Source organism: Sphingomonas sp. Marseille-Q8236 (genome assembly GCF_965112005.1).
Genome location: NZ_CBCOPO010000001.1, coordinates 1,777,497 through 1,796,266, shown reverse-complemented (window position 1 = coordinate 1,796,266; position 18,770 = coordinate 1,777,497). Strand labels below are relative to the sequence as shown.

The following is an 18,770-nucleotide window of genomic DNA, read 5'->3' as shown; positions in this document are numbered from 1 at the left end:
GCCATGGCCGGGATCGAAAGCATCGCCATGAAACGGGCCGCCCCCCGGATCGCCGCCACTTTGATCGTCCGGGACGAGGCGCGCTGCATCGCGCGGTGCCTGCGCAGCGTCGCGCCCTGGATCGACCGGATGGTGGTGCTCGATACCGGATCGACCGACGACACCGTCGCCATCGCGCAGGGACTGGGGGCGGAGGTCTATCACCTGCCCTGGCCCGACAGCTTCGCGGCGGCGCGCAACCATGTGCTGGAGTTGGCGGATGCCGACTGGAACCTAGTGCTCGACGCGGATGAGTGGATCATCGCGGGCGGCGAATCGCTCCGCGCCTGGTGTCAGGCACCGGACCGGCTCGGATGCCCGTGCCTGCACCACGAGATGGATGGAGCCGACACCAGTTTGCGCAGCTGGGTGACGCGGGTGATCCCACGCGGGGTCCGATATGAGGGACGGGTGCATGAACAGGTCGCATCCCCCCTGCCCCGCACACGGGTCGGCCTGGATATCGGCCATGACGGCTTTCACGCGGCGCAGATCGCGCGCAAAACCCATCGCAACCACGCCCTGCTGCTGGTCGATCTGAAGGAGCGGCCCGACGATCCGTATCTGGTCTATCAATTGGCCAAGGACGCCCAGATGCGCGGCGACGTGGCGGCAGGGTGCGATCATTATCTGCACGCGGTGGCGTTGACCGCACGAGATGCCAATTGGCGACACGAGCTGGTGATCAACGCCATTCAATTGTTGGCCAGGGCGGGCCGCCTGGACGACGCGCTGGCATTGGCCGATGCGGAATTCCCCTATTGGCCGCAGTCGCCGGACTTTTTCTTCGTGCTGGGCGACCTTTTGCTCGATCACGCTGTGGCCGATCCCGCGCGGGCGGTCGATCACTGGCTGCCACTTGCCGACGGAGCATTGGAGCGTTGTCTGGCGATCGGCGAGCGCCCCGAGCTGGAGGGAAGCGTCGCCGGACGGGGCAGCCATCTGGCGCAGCACAATCTGAACGTCATCCGGTCGCAACTGGCGGCATTGTCCGTCTAGAGCGGCTTCCGATCAGCTTGGATCATCGGCGCGGAGGTGATTTCGGTCCGGGGCAAGGCGCGCGAAGGGAGCGATGCACCAGCATCGTGACCGACAAGCCACGCCGCCCCGCGCCGAACGAGGCCGCCTCCAGGACCTATCGCGCGTCAGCGCCGCCGGATCAGCCACCATGCCACGACCAGCGCGAGCGCCGCGACCAGAACCACACCGCCGACCATCCCCGCCACGCGCAAAATGGCCCAGAACAACGCCTCGACGAAACGGCCGACCGCGACCGACAGGCCGATCATGGGATGGAGACGGAGTGGGAGGTCACAGACCGAAGATAGGTGCGATCGCTCTTGCGCGCCACGGGGGACCTCCATAGGCGCAAGCCCATGACCATCGAGATCGTACCCGATAGCGAGCATAAGGGGTTGGTCGGGCGACTGCCGCCCCGGTGGCGGGGGCTTGCGCTGCTGGCGCGATTCGACCGGCCGATCGGCTGGTGGCTGCTTTTCTGGCCGGGCGTCTGGGCGATCGCGCTGGCCGGCGGACTGCCGCAGCGCTGGCCGCTGATCCTGTGGTTCCTGCTCGGCTCGATCGCGATGCGCGGCGCGGGCTGCGTCTTCAACGATATTGTCGACCGCGATCTGGATGCCAGGGTCGCGCGGACCCGTGCGCGACCGATCCCGTCGGGGCTGGTGTCGGTCAAGCTGGCGGCGGTCTGGCTGGGTACGCTATGCCTGATCGGACTCGTCGTGCTGGTGCAGTTGCGCCCCCTCGCCGCGATCGTCGCGGTCGCCAGCCTCGCGCCGGTCGCCGCCTATCCCTTCATGAAGCGGATCACCTGGTGGCCGCAGGCCTGGCTGGGCATGGTGTTCAGTTGGGCCGCCCTGGTCGGCTGGGCGGAGGTGGCGGGCGAACTCTCCGCGCCGCTCTGGCTGCTTTACGCCGGATCGATCGCCTGGGTGATCGGATACGACACCATCTATGCGCTGCAGGACCGCGAGGACGATGCGCTGATCGGGGTGCGATCCTCGGCGCTGCGCATGGGGGCTCATGTGAAGTCGGGGGTCGGGGCCTTCTACCTCGTGGCTGTCCTTTGCTGGGCGGCGGCGATCTGGCTGGTTCGGCCGGACGTGCTGGCCATCGCGGCGCTGGCACCGGTGGCGCTGCATCTGGCGTGGCAGGTGGCGACGCTGACGCCCGATGACGGTGCCGGGGCGCTGCACCGGTTCCGGTCGAACCGCTTCGCCGGGCTGTTGATGGCGCTGGCCTGTGCGGTGGTGGGGAGCGCAGGCTGACCGTCGCCCCAGCGCAGGCTGGGGACTTTTCGAGAGGACATCCGATCATCGCCACAGATCCCGGCCTTCGCCGGGATGACGACCTTGCCTTGATCTCGCGCAACGCTTTGGCGGGTTGTCGCGTTGGGGCATTTCCGTCACATCTCAAGGTCGATGACCGTAGCCACGCCCGCCACCCGCTCGCTTGCCGAAAGCCATCGCTCGATCGCCATTCCGGAAGGGGCATCCTTCCTGCGGCGGTTGTTCGCCTTTGCGGGGCCGGGCTATCTGGTCGCGGTCGGCTATATGGACCCCGGCAACTGGGCGACCGACATTGCGGGCGGATCGGCCTATGGCTATGCGCTGCTCTCGGTCATCCTGCTGTCCAACATCATGGCGATGATCCTGCAGGCGCTATCGGCGCGGCTGGGTATCGCCGCCGGGCTGGATCTGGCCCAGGCGTGCCGGGCGGCCTATTCCAAGCCGGTCTCGCGGATCCTGTGGCTGCTCTGCGAGATCGCGATCATCGCCTGCGACCTGGCGGAGGTGCTGGGGACCGCCATCGCGCTGCAATTGCTGTTCGACCTGCCGCTGGTCTGGGGCGTCCTCATCACCGGGTTCGACGTCTTCCTGATCCTCGCGCTCCAGCGTTACGGCTTCCGCAAGGTCGAGGCGTTCATCATCGCGCTCCTCCTCATCATCGGCGGGTGCTTCCTCTACGAACTGATCGCCTCGCGCCCCGATCCGGGGTCTGTGCTGGCGGGGTTCGTACCCACGACCCGGATCGTGACCGACCCGGCGATGCTCTATATCGCGATCGGCATCCTCGGTGCGACGGTGATGCCGCACAATCTCTACCTCCACTCCTCGGTGGTGCAGACGCGCGCCTTTGGTCTGTCGACCGAGGGCAAGCGCGATGCGATCAAGATGGCGACGATCGACAGCACGGTGGCGCTCTTCTTCGCCTTCTTCATCAACGCCGCGATCCTGATCGTCGCCGCTGCGACCTTCCACGTCGCGGGGCGGACCGACGTGGCGGAGATCGACCAGGCCTACCGGTTGCTTGCCCCGATGCTGGGCGCGGGCGCGGCGAGCGTGGTGTTCGGCGTCGCCCTGCTCGCCTCGGGCCAGAATTCGACCGTCACGGGGACGCTCGCCGGGCAGATCGTGATGGAGGGCTTCCTCGACCTGCGGCTCGCGCCCTGGCTGCGGCGGCTGATCACGCGGGGGCTGGCCATCGTTCCGGCGGTGCTGGTGGTGGGGGCCAGCGGACAGGCGGGCGCGACCGGGCTGTTGGTGCTCAGCCAGGTGATCCTCAGCCTGCAACTGCCCTTCGCGGTAGTGCCGCTGGTCCGCTTCACCGCAGACAAGGGGATGATGGGGCCCTTTGCCAGTCCGATTTGGCTCCGTTTCCTGTCCTGGGTGATTGCGGCGGTGATTATCGCGCTTAACCTGACCCTGCTCTGGGGCATCGCCACCGGCTGATCCTCGTCGTCTTTTGCAAAGGAATGCCGCGTGACTTCACCCTCTGCGCGGCTAAGCTGGCGATGACCGGACCACAGGGATCGCCGAATCGATGACGACCACCATCACCACTCTCCACGTCGACGACACCGGGCCGCTGGCCGACGCCATTGTCGATACGCTGGTGCACCGGATTGGCAAGGACGCCGCCAATGCCCGCCCGCACGATTGGCTGGCCGCGACCATCCTGACCGTCCGCAACGACATTATTGAGCGCTGGATGGCGTCCACTCGCGAAGCCCATGCGGCGGGCGCCAAGCGGGTCTATTATCTCAGCCTGGAGTTCCTGATCGGCCGGCTGCTGCGTGATGCGCTGTCGAATATGGGGGTGATGGCGCAGGTGGCGGGCGCGCTCCAGGCGCTGGGCGTCGATCTTGCCGAACTGGAAGAGATCGAGCCCGACGCGGCGCTGGGCAATGGCGGCCTGGGGCGGCTGGCGGCGTGTTTCATGGAGAGCCTCGCCAGTCTCGATCTGCCCGCTTACGGCTATGGCATCCGCTATGTGAACGGCATGTTCCGCCAGCGGATCGACGATGGCTGGCAGGTCGAGCTGCCCGAAACCTGGCTGAGCCACGGCAATCCCTGGGAGTTCGAGCGTCGCGAGAGCGCCTATTTCGTCGGCTTCGGCGGCGAGGTGATCGGGACCGAGACCGGCGCGGTCCATTGGAAACCCGCCGAGGCGATCGAGGCGATCGCGGTCGACACCCCCGTGGTCGGCTGGCGGGGCAAGCGCGTCAACACGCTACGGCTATGGACCGCGCAGGCGATCGATCCCATCCGGCTCGATCGCTTCAACGCGGGCGATTATACCGGCGCACTGGCGGGGCAGTTGGCGGCGGAAACGCTGGTCCGCATCCTCTATCCCTCGGACAGCTCGCCCGCCGGGCAGGAATTGCGGCTGCGGCAGGAATATTTCTTCTCGTCGGCTTCGATCCAGGACATCGTCCGGCGGCATATCCAATATTTCCACGACATCCGAACCCTGCCCGACAAAGCGGCGATCCAGCTCAACGACACCCATCCCGCCGTGTCGGTCGCCGAGCTGATGCGGCTGCTGGTCGATCATCACGATCTGGGTTTCGAGGAAGCGTGGGACATTACCCGCCGCACCTTCGGCTATACCAACCACACGCTGCTGCCCGAGGCACTGGAAAGCTGGCCGCTGCACCTGTTCGAACGGCTGCTGCCGCGCCACATGCAGCTAATCTATGCGATCAACGCCAAGCTGTTGCGCGAGGCGCGCGGGGTCGAGGGGATTGACGACCGCGCCATCGCCGCGATCAGCCTGATCGACGAAGGCGGTGAGCGGCGGGTACGCATGGCGAACCTGGCCTTTGCGGGCAGTCACAGTGTCAACGGCGTCGCCGCGCTGCATACCGAGCTGATGAAGAAGACGGTCTTCGCCGACCTGCACCACCTCTATCCGACACGGATCAACAACAAGACCAACGGCATCACGCCGCGCCGCTGGTTGCAGCAATGCAACCCGCAGCTGACCGCCTTGATCCGCGAGGCGATTGGGCCAGGTTTCGAAGATGACGCGGAAAAACTGATAGCGCTCACGCAATTCGCGGAAGATGCGAATTTCAGGGAACGCTTTCTCAGCATCAAACGTTCCAACAAGGTGGGGCTGGCAAATTATCTCCGGGAATCGAGCGGGCTGCGTATAGACCCCGATGCGCTGTTCGACGTCCAGATCAAACGCATCCACGAATATAAGCGCCAGTTGCTCAACATCATCGAGACTGTCGCGCTCTACGACCAGATCCGCAGTCACCCCGAGCGCGATTGGACGCCACGCGTGAAGCTGTTCGCCGGCAAGGCCGCGTCGAGCTATCACAATGCCAAGCTGGTCATCAAACTGGCTAACGACGTCGCCCGCCGGGTGAATTCGGACCCCAGCGTCGGCCATCTGCTGAAGGTCGGGTTCATTCCCAACTATAATGTCAGCCTGGCCGAAAAGATCATTCCGGCCGCCGATCTGTCCGAACAGATTTCGACCGCCGGCATGGAGGCGTCGGGCACCGGCAATATGAAGTTCGCGCTCAACGGCGCACTGACCATCGGCACGCTCGACGGCGCCAATGTCGAGATCAAGGAGCATGTGGGCGACGATCATATCGTCATCTTCGGCCTGACCGCCGACGAGGTCGCCGCCAAGCGTCGTGACGGCTATAATCCGCGCGAGGTGATCGAGGGCAGCCCAGAACTGCGCCAGGCGGTTTCCGCCATCGCCTCGGGCGTGTTCTCGCCCGACGATCCCGGCCGTTATGCCGGGCTGATGGGCGGGCTGTATGACGGCGACTGGTTCATGGTTGCCGCCGATTTCGATGCCTATGCCGCCGCGCAACGCCAGGTCGATGCCCGCTGGCAGGACCAGGCGGGCTGGGCGACCTCGGCCATCCACAATGTCGCGAAAGTCGGATGGTTCTCCTCCGATCGCACCATCCGGCAATATGCCGAGGAAATCTGGAACGTGATGTGAAGCCACCCCGTGCCGCCTTGGATGCCCTGATCGAGGGCCGCAACGCCGATCCCTTCGCGTTGCTGGGACCTCATCAGGGACCGGGCGGCACGTTTCTTCGCGCCGTGGTGCCGGGGGCGGAACAGGTAACCGCCTTCGATCTGGCGGGCACCCGGCTGGGCGAACTGAAGCAGGTCGACGCGCGCGGTCTGTTCGAGGGGGCGGTGACGGGCGAGCCCCAGCCGGTCAAATATTGCGCCAGCGGACACGGCGCGGAATGGTGGATCACCGACCCCTACAGCTTCGGCCCGGTGCTGGGGCCACTCGACGATTTCCTGATGGGCGAAGGCAATCACTTTCGCCTGTACGACAAGATGGGCGCACACCTGATCGAGCATCAGGGGGTAGCGGGCGTCCACTTCGCGGTCTGGGCCCCCAATGCCGAGCGGGTGGCGGTCGTCGGCGACTTCAACGACTGGAATCCCGGCCGCCACGTCATGCGCCGCCGCCTGGATGTCGGCGTCTGGGAAATCTTCATCCCCGATATCGGCGAGGGCCGCGCCTACAAGTTCGCCATTACCGGTCCGCACGGCGCGGAACAGCCGATGAAGGCCGACCCCTTCGCCTTCGCCGCCGAGCTCCGCCCCAAGACCGCCTCGGTCACCACCGCCCCGCCCGAACATCGCTGGCAGGACAAGGAGCATCGCGAGCATTGGGCGGGCGTCGACCCGCGCCGTGTGCCGATCAGCATCTATGAAGTCCATGCGGGGTCGTGGGACCGCGACGAAAATGGCTGGTATCTCAGTTGGGATGCGCTCGCTGAACGGCTGATCCCGTACGTGGTCGAGATGGGCTTCACCCATATCGAATTCCTGCCCATCTCCGAACATCCCTACGACCCGAGCTGGGGCTATCAGACCACCGGCCTCTACGCGCCGTCCGCGCGGTTCGGGGATGTCGAGGGTTTCGCGCGGTTCGTCGATGGGGCGCACCGCGCCGGGATCGGGGTGATCCTGGACTGGGTGCCCGCCCACTTCCCCACCGATGCGCATGGCCTGTCGCATTTCGACGGCACCGCGCTCTACGAGCATGAGGACCCGCGTCAGGGCTTCCACCCCGACTGGAACACCGCCATCTATAATTTCGGGCGGCGCGAAGTGGCGAGTTTCCTCGTCAACAACGCGCTCTTCTGGCCCGAGCGCTATCATATCGACGGGCTGCGCGTCGATGCGGTCGCCTCGATGCTGTACCGCGATTACAGCCGCAAGGACGGCGAATGGGTGCCCAACGAACAGGGCGGTCGCGAGAATTGGGAAGCGGTCGAATTCCTGCGCCAGGTCAATCGACAGGTATACGGCCAGCATCGCGGCGTTTTCACCGTCGCCGAAGAGTCCACCGCCTGGCCCGGCGTCTCGGCACCTGCGCATGACGGGGGCTTGGGCTTTGGGTTCAAGTGGAACATGGGCTTCATGCACGACACGCTTCAGTACATGGCGCGCGAGCCCGTGCATCGGCGGCACCATCATGGCGAGATCCTGTTCGGCCTGCATTACGCCTTTGACGAGAATTTCGTCCTGCCGCTCAGCCATGACGAGGTGGTGCATGGCAAGGGCAGCCTGCTGACCAAGATGGCGGGCGACGACTGGCAAAAATTCGCCAATCTGCGCGCCTATTACGCCTTCATGTGGGCCTATCCGGGCAAGAAGCTGCTGTTCATGGGCCAGGAATTCGCGCAGCGCGAGGAATGGTCGGAGAGCCGCGCGCTCGACTGGCATCTGCGGTCCAGTCACGCGCATGAGGGCGTCCGCTCGCTGGTCCGCGACCTGAACCATCTCTACCGCGACACGCCCGCGCTCCACGCCCGCGATTGCGAGCGCGAGGGGTTCGAATGGCTGGTCGCCGACGACAGCGCGCATTCGGTCTTCGCCTGGCTGCGCAAGGCACCGGGTGAGAAGCCGGTGGCGGTCATCGTCAATATGACGCCGGTGGCAAGGGCACCCTATCGCCTGCCCTTGCCGCATGACGGCCGCTGGACCGAGGTGCTGAATTCGGACGCCAGCCAATATTGGGGTTCCGGCCTGGGCAATATGGGCGGTGTGGATGCGAATGATGGCGCGGCCTGGGTGACGCTGCCGCCGCTCGCGACCGTCATCCTGCGTTTCGACGGCTGATGCAGGTTTAGGCTTTTCCAAGAATATCGATGCGTTGTCAGCGCGTTACGACACCAACAAACGGATGGGGAGACGGAAAAATGGACCTGAGGCGCGGACAACCGCTGGCGCGCGATGCCATGGCCTATGTGCTGGCGGGTGGCCGCGGCAGTCGCCTGATGGAGATGACCGATACCCGCGCCAAGCCCGCCGTCTATTTCGGCGGCAAGGCGCGGATCATCGACTTCGCCTTGTCCAACGCGATCAATTCGGGCATCCGTCGCATCGGCGTCGCGACCCAGTACAAGGCGCATTCGCTGATCCGCCACCTCCAGCGCGGCTGGAACTTCCTGCGCGACGAGCGCAACGAGAGCTTCGACATCCTCCCCGCCAGCCAGCGGATCAGCGAATTCCAATGGTATGAGGGCACCGCCGACGCGGTGTTTCAAAATATCGACATCATCGAGAGCTATGCGCCCGAATTCATGGTCATCCTGGCGGGCGACCATGTCTACAAGATGGACTATGAACTGATGCTCCAGCAGCATTGCGACAGCGGCGCCGACGTCACCGTCGCCTGTCTGGAGGTCAGCCGGGCTGAGGCGAGCGCGTTCGGCGTGATGCATGTCGATGAGACCGACCGCATCGTCGATTTCGTCGAGAAACCCGCCGATCCGCCCTCCATCCCCGGCAATCCGGACATCGCGCTGGCGTCGCTGGGAATCTATGTTTTCCGCACCGCCTTCCTGTTCGAACAGTTGCGCCGCGATGCCGAAACGCCGGGATCCAGCCGCGACTTCGGCAAGGACATCATTCCCTATCTGGTCGAGCACGGCAAAGCCCAGGCGCACCGCTTCTCCGCCTCCTGCGTCCGCTCCAGCGACGAACCCGGCGCCTATTGGCGCGATGTCGGCACGGTCGACGCCTATTGGGAGGCGAGCCTCGACCTGACCGACGTGGTGCCGCAGCTCGACCTGTACGACCGCAGCTGGCCGCTCTGGACCTATGCCGAGATCACGCCCCCCGCCAAGTTCGTCCATGACATCGACGGACGGCGCGGATCGGCGGTGGCCAGCCTCGTCGCGGGCGACTGCATCGTGTCGGGATCGTCCATCCACCGCTCGCTGCTGTCGACCGGGGTGCGCACCCACAGCTTCGCGATGCTGGACGAAGCGGTGGTCCTGCCCTTCTGCCATATCGGACGCGGGGCACGGTTGCGGCGCGTGATCCTCGACCGCGGCGTCAAGATTCCCGACGGGCTGGTGGTCGGCGACGATCCGGTGCTCGACGCGCACCGTTTCCGGCGGACCGATAAGGGTATCTGCCTCATCACCCAGCCGATGATCGATCGTCTGGCCAACTGAAAGTCCCCATGACCCTCTCCGTCCTGTCGGTCGCCTCGGAGGCGTTCCCGCTCATCAAGACCGGCGGCCTTGCCGATGTGGTCGGGGCGCTGCCCGAGGCGCTCGCGCCCCATGACATCGCCGTCACCACGCTGATCCCCGGCTTTCCCAAAGTGATACGCGCAATCGGCGACAGCGCTCCCCGCGTCCATCACTGGACGCACATCATCGGTACAGAGGCCTGGCTGCGCGAGGCCCGGATCGGCGAGTATCGGCTGCTGGTGATCGAGGCGCCGCAGCTTTGGGAGCGCGACGGACTTCCCTATGTCGATACCGCCGGCAACGACTGGCACGACAATTGGCGGCGATTCGCAGTGTTGGCGCGGGCGGGGGCGGACCTGGCCTCGGGCGCGGTGCCGGGATATGACTTCGACCTGCTGCACGCGCATGACTGGCAGGCGGCGCTGGCCCCGGCCTTTCTTCATTATGCCCCCGGCCCCGGCAAGGTCGCCAAAAGCATCGTCACCATCCACAATATCGCCTTTCAGGGGTCGTTCGCGGCGCATCACTTCCCCGATCTCGGCCTGCCGCCCGAGGCATGGTCGGTCGACGGCGTCGAATATTATGGTCAGATCGGCTATCTGAAGGCGGGCCTGCGCACCGCGGACGCGATCACGACGGTCAGCCCCACCTATGCCGAGGAAATCCACCGCGCCCAATATGGCATGGGGCTGGAAGGGCTGATCGCCGCCCGCGCGGAATGCGTCAGCGGTATCGTCAACGGCATCGACCCCGCCATCTGGAGCCCAAAGGCCGACGCCGCCCTGCCCGCCCCCTTCACCGCCGAGACGCTGGACGACCGCGTCGCCAACAAGCGTGCCGTGGAAAAGGCGTTCGGCCTGGACGAGGACGACAGCCCGATCTTCACCGTTATCAGCCGCCTGACCTGGCAAAAGGGCATGGACGTGCTGGTCGAGGTGGTGGACGAACTCGTCGCGCTCGGCGGACGGCTGGTGGTGTTGGGCACGGGCGACCCGGCGTTGGAGATCGCCTTCGCCACTGCCGCGCTTCGCCATCCGGGGCGCGTCGCGGTCCGGATCGGCTATGACGAGCCCGTCTCCCACCTGCTGCAAGGCGGCTGCGACGCGATCCTGATCCCCTCGCGCTTCGAACCGTGCGGGCTGACCCAGCTTTACGGGCTCGCTTATGGCTGCGTCCCCGTGGTCGCGCGGACCGGCGGGCTGGCCGATACGATCATCGACGCCAACGAGGCCGCATTGGCCATGGGCGTGCCGACCGGCCTTCAGTTCGACAATGTCACCGCCGACAATATTATTGCCGTGCTGCGTCGCACAATGAGACTCTATGCCGACCGGGACCAATGGCGGACCATGCAGGTCAATGGCATGAATGCCGATTATAGCTGGCATCATAGCGGCCGGCACTATGCCGAACTCTACCGTTCCGTTCTGGGGGACCAATGATCAAGACCGTCGCGACGCAGCCTTATCTCGACCAGAAGCCGGGCACCTCTGGCCTGCGCAAGAAGGTGCGGGTGTTCCAGCAGCCCAATTATGCCGAGAATTTCGTCCAGTCGGTGTTCGACGCGCTGGGCGATGAGCAGACCGGCCAGACTCTGGTGATCGGTGGCGACGGCCGCTTCCTCAACCGCGAGGTGATCCAGGTCGCTATCCGCATGGCCGCAGCGAACGGTTTCGCCCGCGTCGTCGTCGGCCAGGGCGGCATCCTGTCGACCCCGGCGGCCAGCAATGTGATCCGCCAGCGCAAGGCGCTGGGCGGCCTGGTCCTGTCGGCCAGCCACAATCCCGGCGGGCCGGACGAGGATTTCGGGATCAAGTACAACATCTCCAACGGCGGCCCCGCCCCGGAGAAGGTGACGGATGCGATCCACGCCAACACCAAGGCGATCAGCCGCTGGCTGACCGTCGAGGCGGCGGACATCGACCTCGATACGCTGGGCGAAGTGACGGTCGGCGACATGACGGTCGAGGTGATCGACTCGGTCGCCGATTATGCCGCGCTGATGGAAAGCCTGTTCGACTTCGCCGCAATCAAGGAAGCTGTCGAAGGCGGCTTCACCATGTCGTTCGACGCGATGAGCGCGGTGACCGGCCCCTATGCGACCGAGATCCTGGAGAAGCGGCTCGGCTTCGCGCCCGGCACCGTGCGCAACGGCACGCCGCTGCCCGATTTCGGCGGGCATCATCCCGACCCCAATCTGGTCCATGCCAAGGAACTCTACGACCGGATGATGGCGGCGGACGCGCCCGATTTCGGCGCGGCCTCGGACGGTGACGGCGACCGCAACCTCATCATCGGGCGCGGGCGGTTCATCACGCCCTCGGACAGCCTGGCGATGCTCGCGGCGAACGCCCATCTCGCGCCCGCCTATGCCGGTGGCCTGAAGGGCATCGCCCGCTCGATGCCGACCAGCGCCGCCGCCGACCGGGTGGCCGAGAAGCTGGGCATCCCGGCCTATGAGACGCCGACCGGCTGGAAGTTCTTCGGCAACCTGCTCGACGCCGGCATGGCGACGATCTGCGGTGAGGAGAGCGCGGGCACCGGATCGGACCATGTGCGCGAGAAGGACGGGCTGTGGGCCGTGCTGCTCTGGCTCAACATCCTCGCCGCCTCGGGCAAGTCGGTCGACCAGATCGCCCGCGATCACTGGGCGACCTATGGCCGCAATTACTATGCGCGCCACGACTATGAGGGCGTCGAGAGCGAGCGCGCCGATGCGCTGATGGCCGATCTGCGCGCCAAGCTGCCGACCCTGCCGGGCGAGACGTTCGCGGGGCTGACGGTCGAGACGGCGGACGACTTCGCCTATACCGACCCGACCGACCAGTCGGTGAGCCGCAACCAGGGCATTCGCGTGCTGTTCGAGGGCGGAAGCCGCGTCGTGTTCCGCCTGTCGGGCACCGGCACCAGCGGCGCGACCTTGCGCGTTTACTTGGAGCGTTACTCGGCGGATGAACTTGACCGCGAGACGCCTGAGATGCTCGCCGACATCATCGCCGCGGCGGACGAGATCGCCGGGATCACCCAGCATACCGGGCGCACCGAACCTGATGTGGTGACGTAATTTGCGTGGGGGGGGCGTGAATTGCCCCCCTTCCACCCCGGCGAAGGCCGGGGTCCAGATGCCACCAAGCTGATGACACACCCGATAGGTCTATCCAACTGGACCCCGGCCTTCGCCGGGGTGGTCGTGGTGCGTTAGGGTGGGACCGTCATGACGAATCAGCCCTCTCCTCGCCTCGGCGCACAGCCGGTACCCCGCGGCACCCGTTTCGCCGTCCGCTCGACCGCCAAGCGGGTGGAATTGTGCCTGTTCGACGGCCCCGCCGAACGCCGCGTTGCGATGACCCGTGACGGAGAAACCTGGAGCGCCACTGTCCCCGGCACCGACCATCTTTACGGCTATCGCACACACGGCGAGTACGACCCGGCGCGCAATCTGTGGTTCGACCCCGCCAAGCTGCTGGTCGATCCTTATGCGCTCGAGCTCGACCGTCCCTTTGCGCAATCCCCTCGCCTCACCCGGTTTGGCGTGGACACCGCCGACATCGTCCCACGCGCCCGTGTCGTAGCCCCGCTGACCGCCACCCCCGCCCCGCCGAAGTTCCAGCGGGGCAGGCTGATCTACGAAGTCAATGTGCGCGGCTTCACGATGCGCCATCCCGCCATTCCGCCCGAACAGCGCGGCACCTTGGCGGCGCTCGCACATCCGGCGGTGCTGGACCATTTGCGCAAACTGGGAGTGGCGGCGGTCGAATTGATGCCGATCACCGCCGCGATCGACGAGCGCCATTTGCCGCCGCTGGGGCTGCGCAACGCCTGGGGCTATAATCCGGTGGTGCCGATGGCGCTTTGTCCGGAGCGGGTGCCGGGCGGTGTCGCCGAGCTGGTCGCCACCATCGCCGCGCTGCGCGAAGCGGGGATCGGCGTCATCCTCGACCTCGTCTTCAACCATATGGGCGAGAGCGACGTTCACGGAGGCACCCTGTCTTTCCGGGGGCTCGATCCGGATGCCTATGCGCGGGCGGCGGACGGCACGCTCATCAACGATGCGGGGACCGGCAACACGCTCGACGCCAGCCGCCCGAGCATCCGCGCGATGATTATCGACACGCTTCGCCATTTCGCACGTGCTGGAGTCGACGGCTTCCGCTTCGACCTGGCGCCGGTGCTGGCGCGCGGACCGGGATTCGCCCCGCAAGCACCGATCTTTGCGGAAATCGCCGCCGATCCCATCCTATCGACCCGCGTGATGATCGCAGAGCCCTGGGACATCGGCCCCGGCGGCTATCAGCTTGGGAATTTCCCCGAGCATTGGCTGGAATGGAACGACCGCTACCGCGACCAGGTGCGGCACTTTTGGCGCGGCGACGGGCGTAGCGGCGATCTGGCGACGCGCGTGGCGGGATCGGCGGATGTGTTCACCGGATCGTCGAGCCGTTCGGTCAATTTCGTCGCGGCACATGACGGCTTCACCCTGGCCGATCTCGTCGCCTATGCCGGGCGGCACAACCAGGCCAATGGCGAGAATAATCGCGACGGGCATGGCGACGAAGTCTCGTGGAACCACGGCACCGAGGGGCCGAGCGACGATCCCGCCATCCGCGAGGCGCGCGCGCGATCGGTCCGGTCGATGCTCGCCACATTGTTCCTGTCGCGCGGCACCCCGATGCTGACCGCCGGGGACGAGTTCGGGCGCAGCCAGTTGGGCAACAACAATGGCTATGCGCAGGATAACGAGACGACCTGGCTCGACTGGGAGAACCGCGACGGAGCGCTGGAGGATTTCGTCGCGGCGCTGAGCGCCTTTCGTCGCGACACGCCGCTCGACTGGACCAACTTGCTGGCCGATGCCGAATGGCGCACCCTATCCGGCGATCAGATGACGCCGGGGGATTGGGACGGCGACGGCTTCGCGCTGCATCTGGCCATTGGCGGGCAGAGCCTGATCCTCCGCTTCGACGCCAGGCGCGGCGTCACCGCCGTCCGGGGCACCGCCATCGCAAGCTAGGGCGTCGCCATCGGCCCCATCAGATTGTGGTTCAGATGCCCCATGATCCAGATCGAGCCGAGCAGCACCAGCGCAACGATCAACACCCCGAACAGCAGCGCCAGCACATTGTTGGTATTGTCCGGCCCGGTCGTGATGTGGAGAAAGAAGACGAGGTGCACCCCCATCTGTCCGATCGCCAGCGCCACCAGCGCGGCGGGCACGGCGGGCGCCCAGACGATGTCCGTCTGCACCAGCGCGAAGGACGCCGCCGTCAGGATCGCCGCGGCGACCAGGCCCACGACATAGCTGCGGACGCCACCGACGATCGAATCCCGTTCGGTCTGTTCGCCCGGCGCGGTTTCGTCGCGCGCCATTTCCTCGTCGGGCCGCTCGCTCATCCGCGCACTCCCATCAGATAGACCATGGTGAACAGCGCCACCCAGATGATGTCGAGCGCGTGCCAGAACAGGCTGAAGCACAGGATGCGGCGCAGCACGTCGTCACGAAATCCCTTGGCATAAGCCTGCGCCATCATCGTCGTCAGCCAGAGCAGGCCAAGCGTCACGTGCAGGCCATGGCACCCGACCAGCGCGAAAAAGGCCGACAGAAAGCCACTGCGCGCCGGGCCATGGCCTTCGCCGATCAGGTGGAGGAACTCATAGGCCTCCAGCGCCAGGAAGCCCGCGCCGAGCAACCCCGTCGCCGCCATGGCGATCTGGAACCAGCGCATGTCGCGCGCCAGCGTCGCGATTCCCGCCATCCCGCACGCGAAACTGGACAGGAGGAGGAGCAACGTCTCCGTCTCGACCAGCTTCAGCTCGAATATGTCCTTGCCCGAAGGACCACCCGCCGTCGCGTCGACCAGCACCGCATAGGCGGCAAAGAAACAGGCGAACAGGATGAAGTCCGACAGCAGGAAGATCCAGAAGCCATAGGAGACCACGACCCGCTTGGGCGCGGGTCCGTCCGGATTGGGCTCGCTTCCCCGACCCCATTTGTTGGGGTCATGCGTCTGCGCCGTCTGGCTCATGCCACCCCCTTGCTCATGACAGCGCCTCTTCCGGCAGATCGAGCAGGGTCGCCTTGCTGCGGCGGCGGGTCTGGTCCAGCCGTTCGACTTCCTCAACCGGGATTTCATACTCCGCCTTGTCGCGCCAGGCGAAGATGACGAACGTCCCCCAGGCGCCAAAGAAGCCCAGGATCACCAGCCACCAGATATGCCAGATCAGCGCGAAACCCATGACGGTGGCGAAGAAGGCGGTGACGATCCCGGTCGGCGAGTTGCGCGGCATTTCGATCGGCTCATAATCGGGGCGGTCGGACAGGCGGCGATTCTCGCGCGCCTTGGCCTTGATCCCCCAATAAGCCTCCTCGCCCTTCACATCGGGCAGCACCGCGAAGTTGAAGGCGGGCGGCGGCGAGGTGGTGATCCACTCCAGGGTGCGCCCGTCCCATGGGTCACCGCTCTCATCGACCCGGTCTTTCCGGGTCTTGATCGAGACATAGAGCATCATGACCTGACAGGCGATCCCGCCCAGGATCAGCAGCGCCCCGACGCCCGCCGCGATCAGCCAGGGATGCCAGCCGGGCACGTCATAATGCTGCATCCGCCGCGTCATGCCCATCAGGCCGAGCACATAGAGCGGCATGAAGGCGAGGTAGAAACCGCTCAGCCACAGCCAGAAGGCGCGTTTCCCCCAAGTCTCGTCCAGCGTGAAACCGAACATCTTGGGAAACCAGAAGGTGAAGCCCGCAAAGGCCCCGAACAGCACGCCGCCGATGATGACATTGTGGAAATGCGCGACCAGGAACAGCGAGTTGTGCAGCACGAAATCGGCGGGCGGCACCGCCAGCATCACCCCCGTCATGCCGCCGATCACGAAGGTCACGATGAACCCGATCGACCACAGCATCATCGACGTATAGCGGATGCGTCCGCCATACATGGTGAACAGCCAGTTGAAGACCTTCACCCCCGTCGGCACCGCGATGATCATCGTGGTGATGCCGAAAAAGCCGTTCACATCGGCCCCGGCTCCCATGGTGAAGAAATGGTGCAGCCACACCATGAAGGACAGGATGCAGATGACCATGGTCGCGATGACCATCGATCGGTAACCGAACAGCGGCTTGGACGAGAAGGTCGAGATCACTTCGGAAAAGATGCCGAAGGCGGGCAGGATCAGGATATAAACCTCCGGGTGCCCCCAGGCCCAGATGAGGTTGACGAACATCATCTGGTTGCCGCCCGCTTCCGGCGTGAAGAAGTGGAAGCCCAGATAGCGGTCGAGGATCAGCATGCCGAGGCAGGCGGTCAGCACCGGAAAGGCTGCAACGATCAGCAGGTTGGACGCCAGCGACGTCCAGGTGAACATCGGCATCCGGCTATAGCCCATGCCCGGCGCGCGCATCTTCAGGATGGTGGTGACCATGTTGACGCCCGCCAGTAGCGTCCCCATTCCCGATATTTGCAGCGCCCAGAGATAATAATCGACGCCGACGCCGGGCGAAAAGCGCAGTTCCGATAGCGGCGGATAGACCAGCCAGCCTGTCTTGGCGAACTCGCCGATGACCAGGCTCATATTGATGAGCAGCGCGCCGCTGCACGTCAGCCAGAAGCTCACCGAATTGAGCGTCGGGAACGCCACGTCGCGCACGCCGAGTTGCAGCGGGACGACGAAATTCATCAGCCCGATCATGAATGGCATCGCCACGAAGAAGATCATGATCGTGCCATGCGCCGAGAAGATCTGGTCGTAATGGTCGGGCGGCAGATAGCCCTCATTGCCATAGGCAAGCGCCTGTTGCGACCGCATCAGCAGCGCGTCGGAAAAGCCGCGCAACAGCATCACGCCCGCCAGCAGGCAATACATCACGCCGATCCGCTTATGGTCGACGCTGGTGATCCACTCGCTCCACAGATAGGGGATATGGCCACGCCGCCATACCCAGAAGAGGACGCCCAGCAGGACCGCGCCGATCACCCCCGCCGACACCAGCGGCAGCGGTTCGTGGAACGGGATCGAGTCCCAGCCGAGCTTGCCAGTGAAGCTCATTGCTCGCGCCCGTCCTTGGCTTGTTCGCCCTCTGGCGCGCCGTTGCGCATCACGATCTGGTCGTAGAGGCCGGGCTGGAGCCGGGGATAGCTGGCGGGGCGGACATTGCGGCTGGGATGCGCCATGGCGACGAACTCGGGCCAGTCGAGCGTCTTGCCCTTCCCGGCTTTGGCGGTCGCCACGAAGCGGTCGAAATCGCCCTGCGGCACCGCATCGACGAAGAAGTCCATATCGGCAAAGCCCTCCCCGCTATAATGCGCCGACAGCCCGCGATAGCGGCCCGCCTTGTCCGCGCGCAGATGGAGTGTCGAGTCCATCCCCGACATGGCATAGATCTGGCTGCCCAATTGCGGCACGAAGAAGCTGTTCATCACGCCCGCCGAGGTGATGCGGAACTTCACCGGCGTACCGACCGGCACGACCAGCCGATTGATGGTCGCGATCCCCTGCTCGGGATAGAGGAACAGCCATTTCCAGTCGGTCGCGACGACCTCCACGGTCATTGCCTTGGCCTTCGACGCGATGGGTTTCGGCGGGTCGAGATCATGGCTGCCGATCCAGGCGATGCCACCCAGGAACATGATGGCAAGTGCGGGCACCGACCAGACCAGCAGTTCCAGCCGCCCCGAATAGGCCCATTCGGGCAGATGCTTGGCCCGCGTGTTGCTGGCGCGGAACCACCAGCCGAACACGAAGGCCAGCACGATCACCGGCACCACGATTGCCAGCATCACCGCCAGCGCGTTGAAGAATATGCTTCGCTCGCCCGCCGCGATCGGCCCGGCTGGGTTCAGGATGCCGGGCTCGCACGCCGACAGAAGAGTGCATAGCGCAACGCACGCGAAACGCGCGGGAAAATGGGCTAGGCGCGGCTCACATGGCATTCAGCCGGTGA

The 18,770-nt window shown here is 65.5% G+C and carries 14 protein-coding genes; 9 read left to right on the top strand and 5 right to left on the bottom strand.

Features of this window, described 5'->3' with window-relative positions; all coding sequences use genetic code 11:
- The first annotated feature begins 3 nt into the window (after nucleotides 1–3).
- Complete coding sequence (locus ACWPWT_RS08505) at nucleotides 4–1,038, top strand: glycosyltransferase family 2 protein (protein ID WP_454279318.1); 1,035 nt, start codon at nucleotides 4–6, stop codon at nucleotides 1,036–1,038.
- Nucleotides 1,039–1,184: 146 nt separating this feature from the next.
- Here the strand turns inward: ACWPWT_RS08505 and ACWPWT_RS08500 are convergent, their stop codons facing one another.
- Nucleotides 1,185–1,328, bottom strand: a complete 144-nt coding sequence (locus ACWPWT_RS08500; RefSeq protein WP_454279317.1) for a hypothetical protein — start codon at nucleotides 1,326–1,328, stop codon at nucleotides 1,185–1,187.
- Nucleotides 1,329–1,415: 87 nt separating this feature from the next.
- Here ACWPWT_RS08500 and ubiA point away from each other — a divergent pair, with 87 nt between their 5' ends.
- From ubiA to glgX, 8 genes are all read left to right on the top strand, one after another.
- Entirely contained in the window at nucleotides 1,416–2,324 is a 909-nt protein-coding gene (gene ubiA, locus ACWPWT_RS08495; protein ID WP_454279316.1) for a 4-hydroxybenzoate octaprenyltransferase, read from the top strand.
- A 153-nt stretch (nucleotides 2,325–2,477) separates the two neighbouring features.
- Nucleotides 2,478–3,788 carry an Nramp family divalent metal transporter gene (locus ACWPWT_RS08490; RefSeq protein WP_454279315.1) on the top strand — a complete coding sequence of 437 codons (1,311 nt, stop codon included), beginning with the start codon at nucleotides 2,478–2,480 and terminating at the stop codon, nucleotides 3,786–3,788.
- A gap of 91 nt (nucleotides 3,789–3,879) precedes the next feature.
- A complete protein-coding gene (locus tag ACWPWT_RS08485; protein WP_454279314.1) occupies nucleotides 3,880–6,312 on the top strand; it encodes a glycogen/starch/alpha-glucan phosphorylase in 2,433 nt (810 codons plus the stop codon).
- Nucleotides 6,309–8,462 (top strand): 1,4-alpha-glucan branching protein GlgB, encoded by a 2,154-nt coding sequence (gene glgB / locus ACWPWT_RS08480; RefSeq protein WP_454279313.1) that lies wholly within the window; start codon nucleotides 6,309–6,311, stop codon nucleotides 8,460–8,462. Before ACWPWT_RS08485 ends, glgB begins: the two co-directional genes overlap by 4 nt.
- An 80-nt stretch (nucleotides 8,463–8,542) precedes the next feature.
- Nucleotides 8,543–9,805: a glucose-1-phosphate adenylyltransferase gene (gene glgC, locus ACWPWT_RS08475; protein ID WP_261269349.1), complete on the top strand. Its 1,263-nt coding sequence runs from the start codon at nucleotides 8,543–8,545 to the stop codon at nucleotides 9,803–9,805.
- Nucleotides 9,806–9,813: 8 nt separating this feature from the next.
- Nucleotides 9,814–11,268 (top strand): glycogen synthase GlgA, encoded by a 1,455-nt coding sequence (gene glgA / locus ACWPWT_RS08470; RefSeq protein ID WP_454279312.1) that lies wholly within the window; start codon nucleotides 9,814–9,816, stop codon nucleotides 11,266–11,268.
- Nucleotides 11,265–12,890, top strand: coding sequence for an alpha-D-glucose phosphate-specific phosphoglucomutase (locus tag ACWPWT_RS08465; RefSeq protein WP_454279311.1), 1,626 nt, complete (start codon nucleotides 11,265–11,267; stop codon nucleotides 12,888–12,890). Before glgA ends, ACWPWT_RS08465 begins: the two co-directional genes overlap by 4 nt.
- A 150-nt stretch (nucleotides 12,891–13,040) precedes the next feature.
- Entirely contained in the window at nucleotides 13,041–14,837 is a 1,797-nt protein-coding gene (glgX, locus tag ACWPWT_RS08460; RefSeq protein ID WP_454279310.1) for a glycogen debranching protein GlgX, read from the top strand.
- On the opposite strand, the gene cyoD is transcribed toward glgX, so the two are convergent.
- The 4 genes from cyoD to cyoA are packed head-to-tail and all read right to left on the bottom strand — an operon-like array spanning nucleotide 14,834 to nucleotide 18,759.
- Nucleotides 14,834–15,217, bottom strand: a complete 384-nt coding sequence (gene cyoD, locus ACWPWT_RS08455; protein WP_454279309.1) for a cytochrome o ubiquinol oxidase subunit IV — start codon at nucleotides 15,215–15,217, stop codon at nucleotides 14,834–14,836. The genes glgX and cyoD overlap by 4 nt on opposite strands.
- Entirely contained in the window at nucleotides 15,214–15,849 is a 636-nt protein-coding gene (locus tag ACWPWT_RS08450) for a cytochrome (ubi)quinol oxidase subunit III (protein WP_454279308.1), read from the bottom strand. The genes cyoD and ACWPWT_RS08450 overlap by 4 nt, the downstream gene beginning before the upstream one ends.
- Before the next feature lie 13 nt (nucleotides 15,850–15,862).
- The gene (gene cyoB / locus ACWPWT_RS08445) at nucleotides 15,863–17,875 is read right to left on the bottom strand and encodes a cytochrome o ubiquinol oxidase subunit I (protein WP_261269040.1); all 2,013 of its coding nucleotides are present in this window, start codon (nucleotides 17,873–17,875) and stop codon (nucleotides 15,863–15,865) included.
- Nucleotides 17,872–18,759, bottom strand: a complete 888-nt coding sequence (gene cyoA / locus ACWPWT_RS08440; protein ID WP_261269039.1) for a ubiquinol oxidase subunit II — start codon at nucleotides 18,757–18,759, stop codon at nucleotides 17,872–17,874. The genes cyoB and cyoA overlap by 4 nt, the downstream gene beginning before the upstream one ends.
- Nucleotides 18,760–18,770 lie beyond the last annotated feature (11 nt).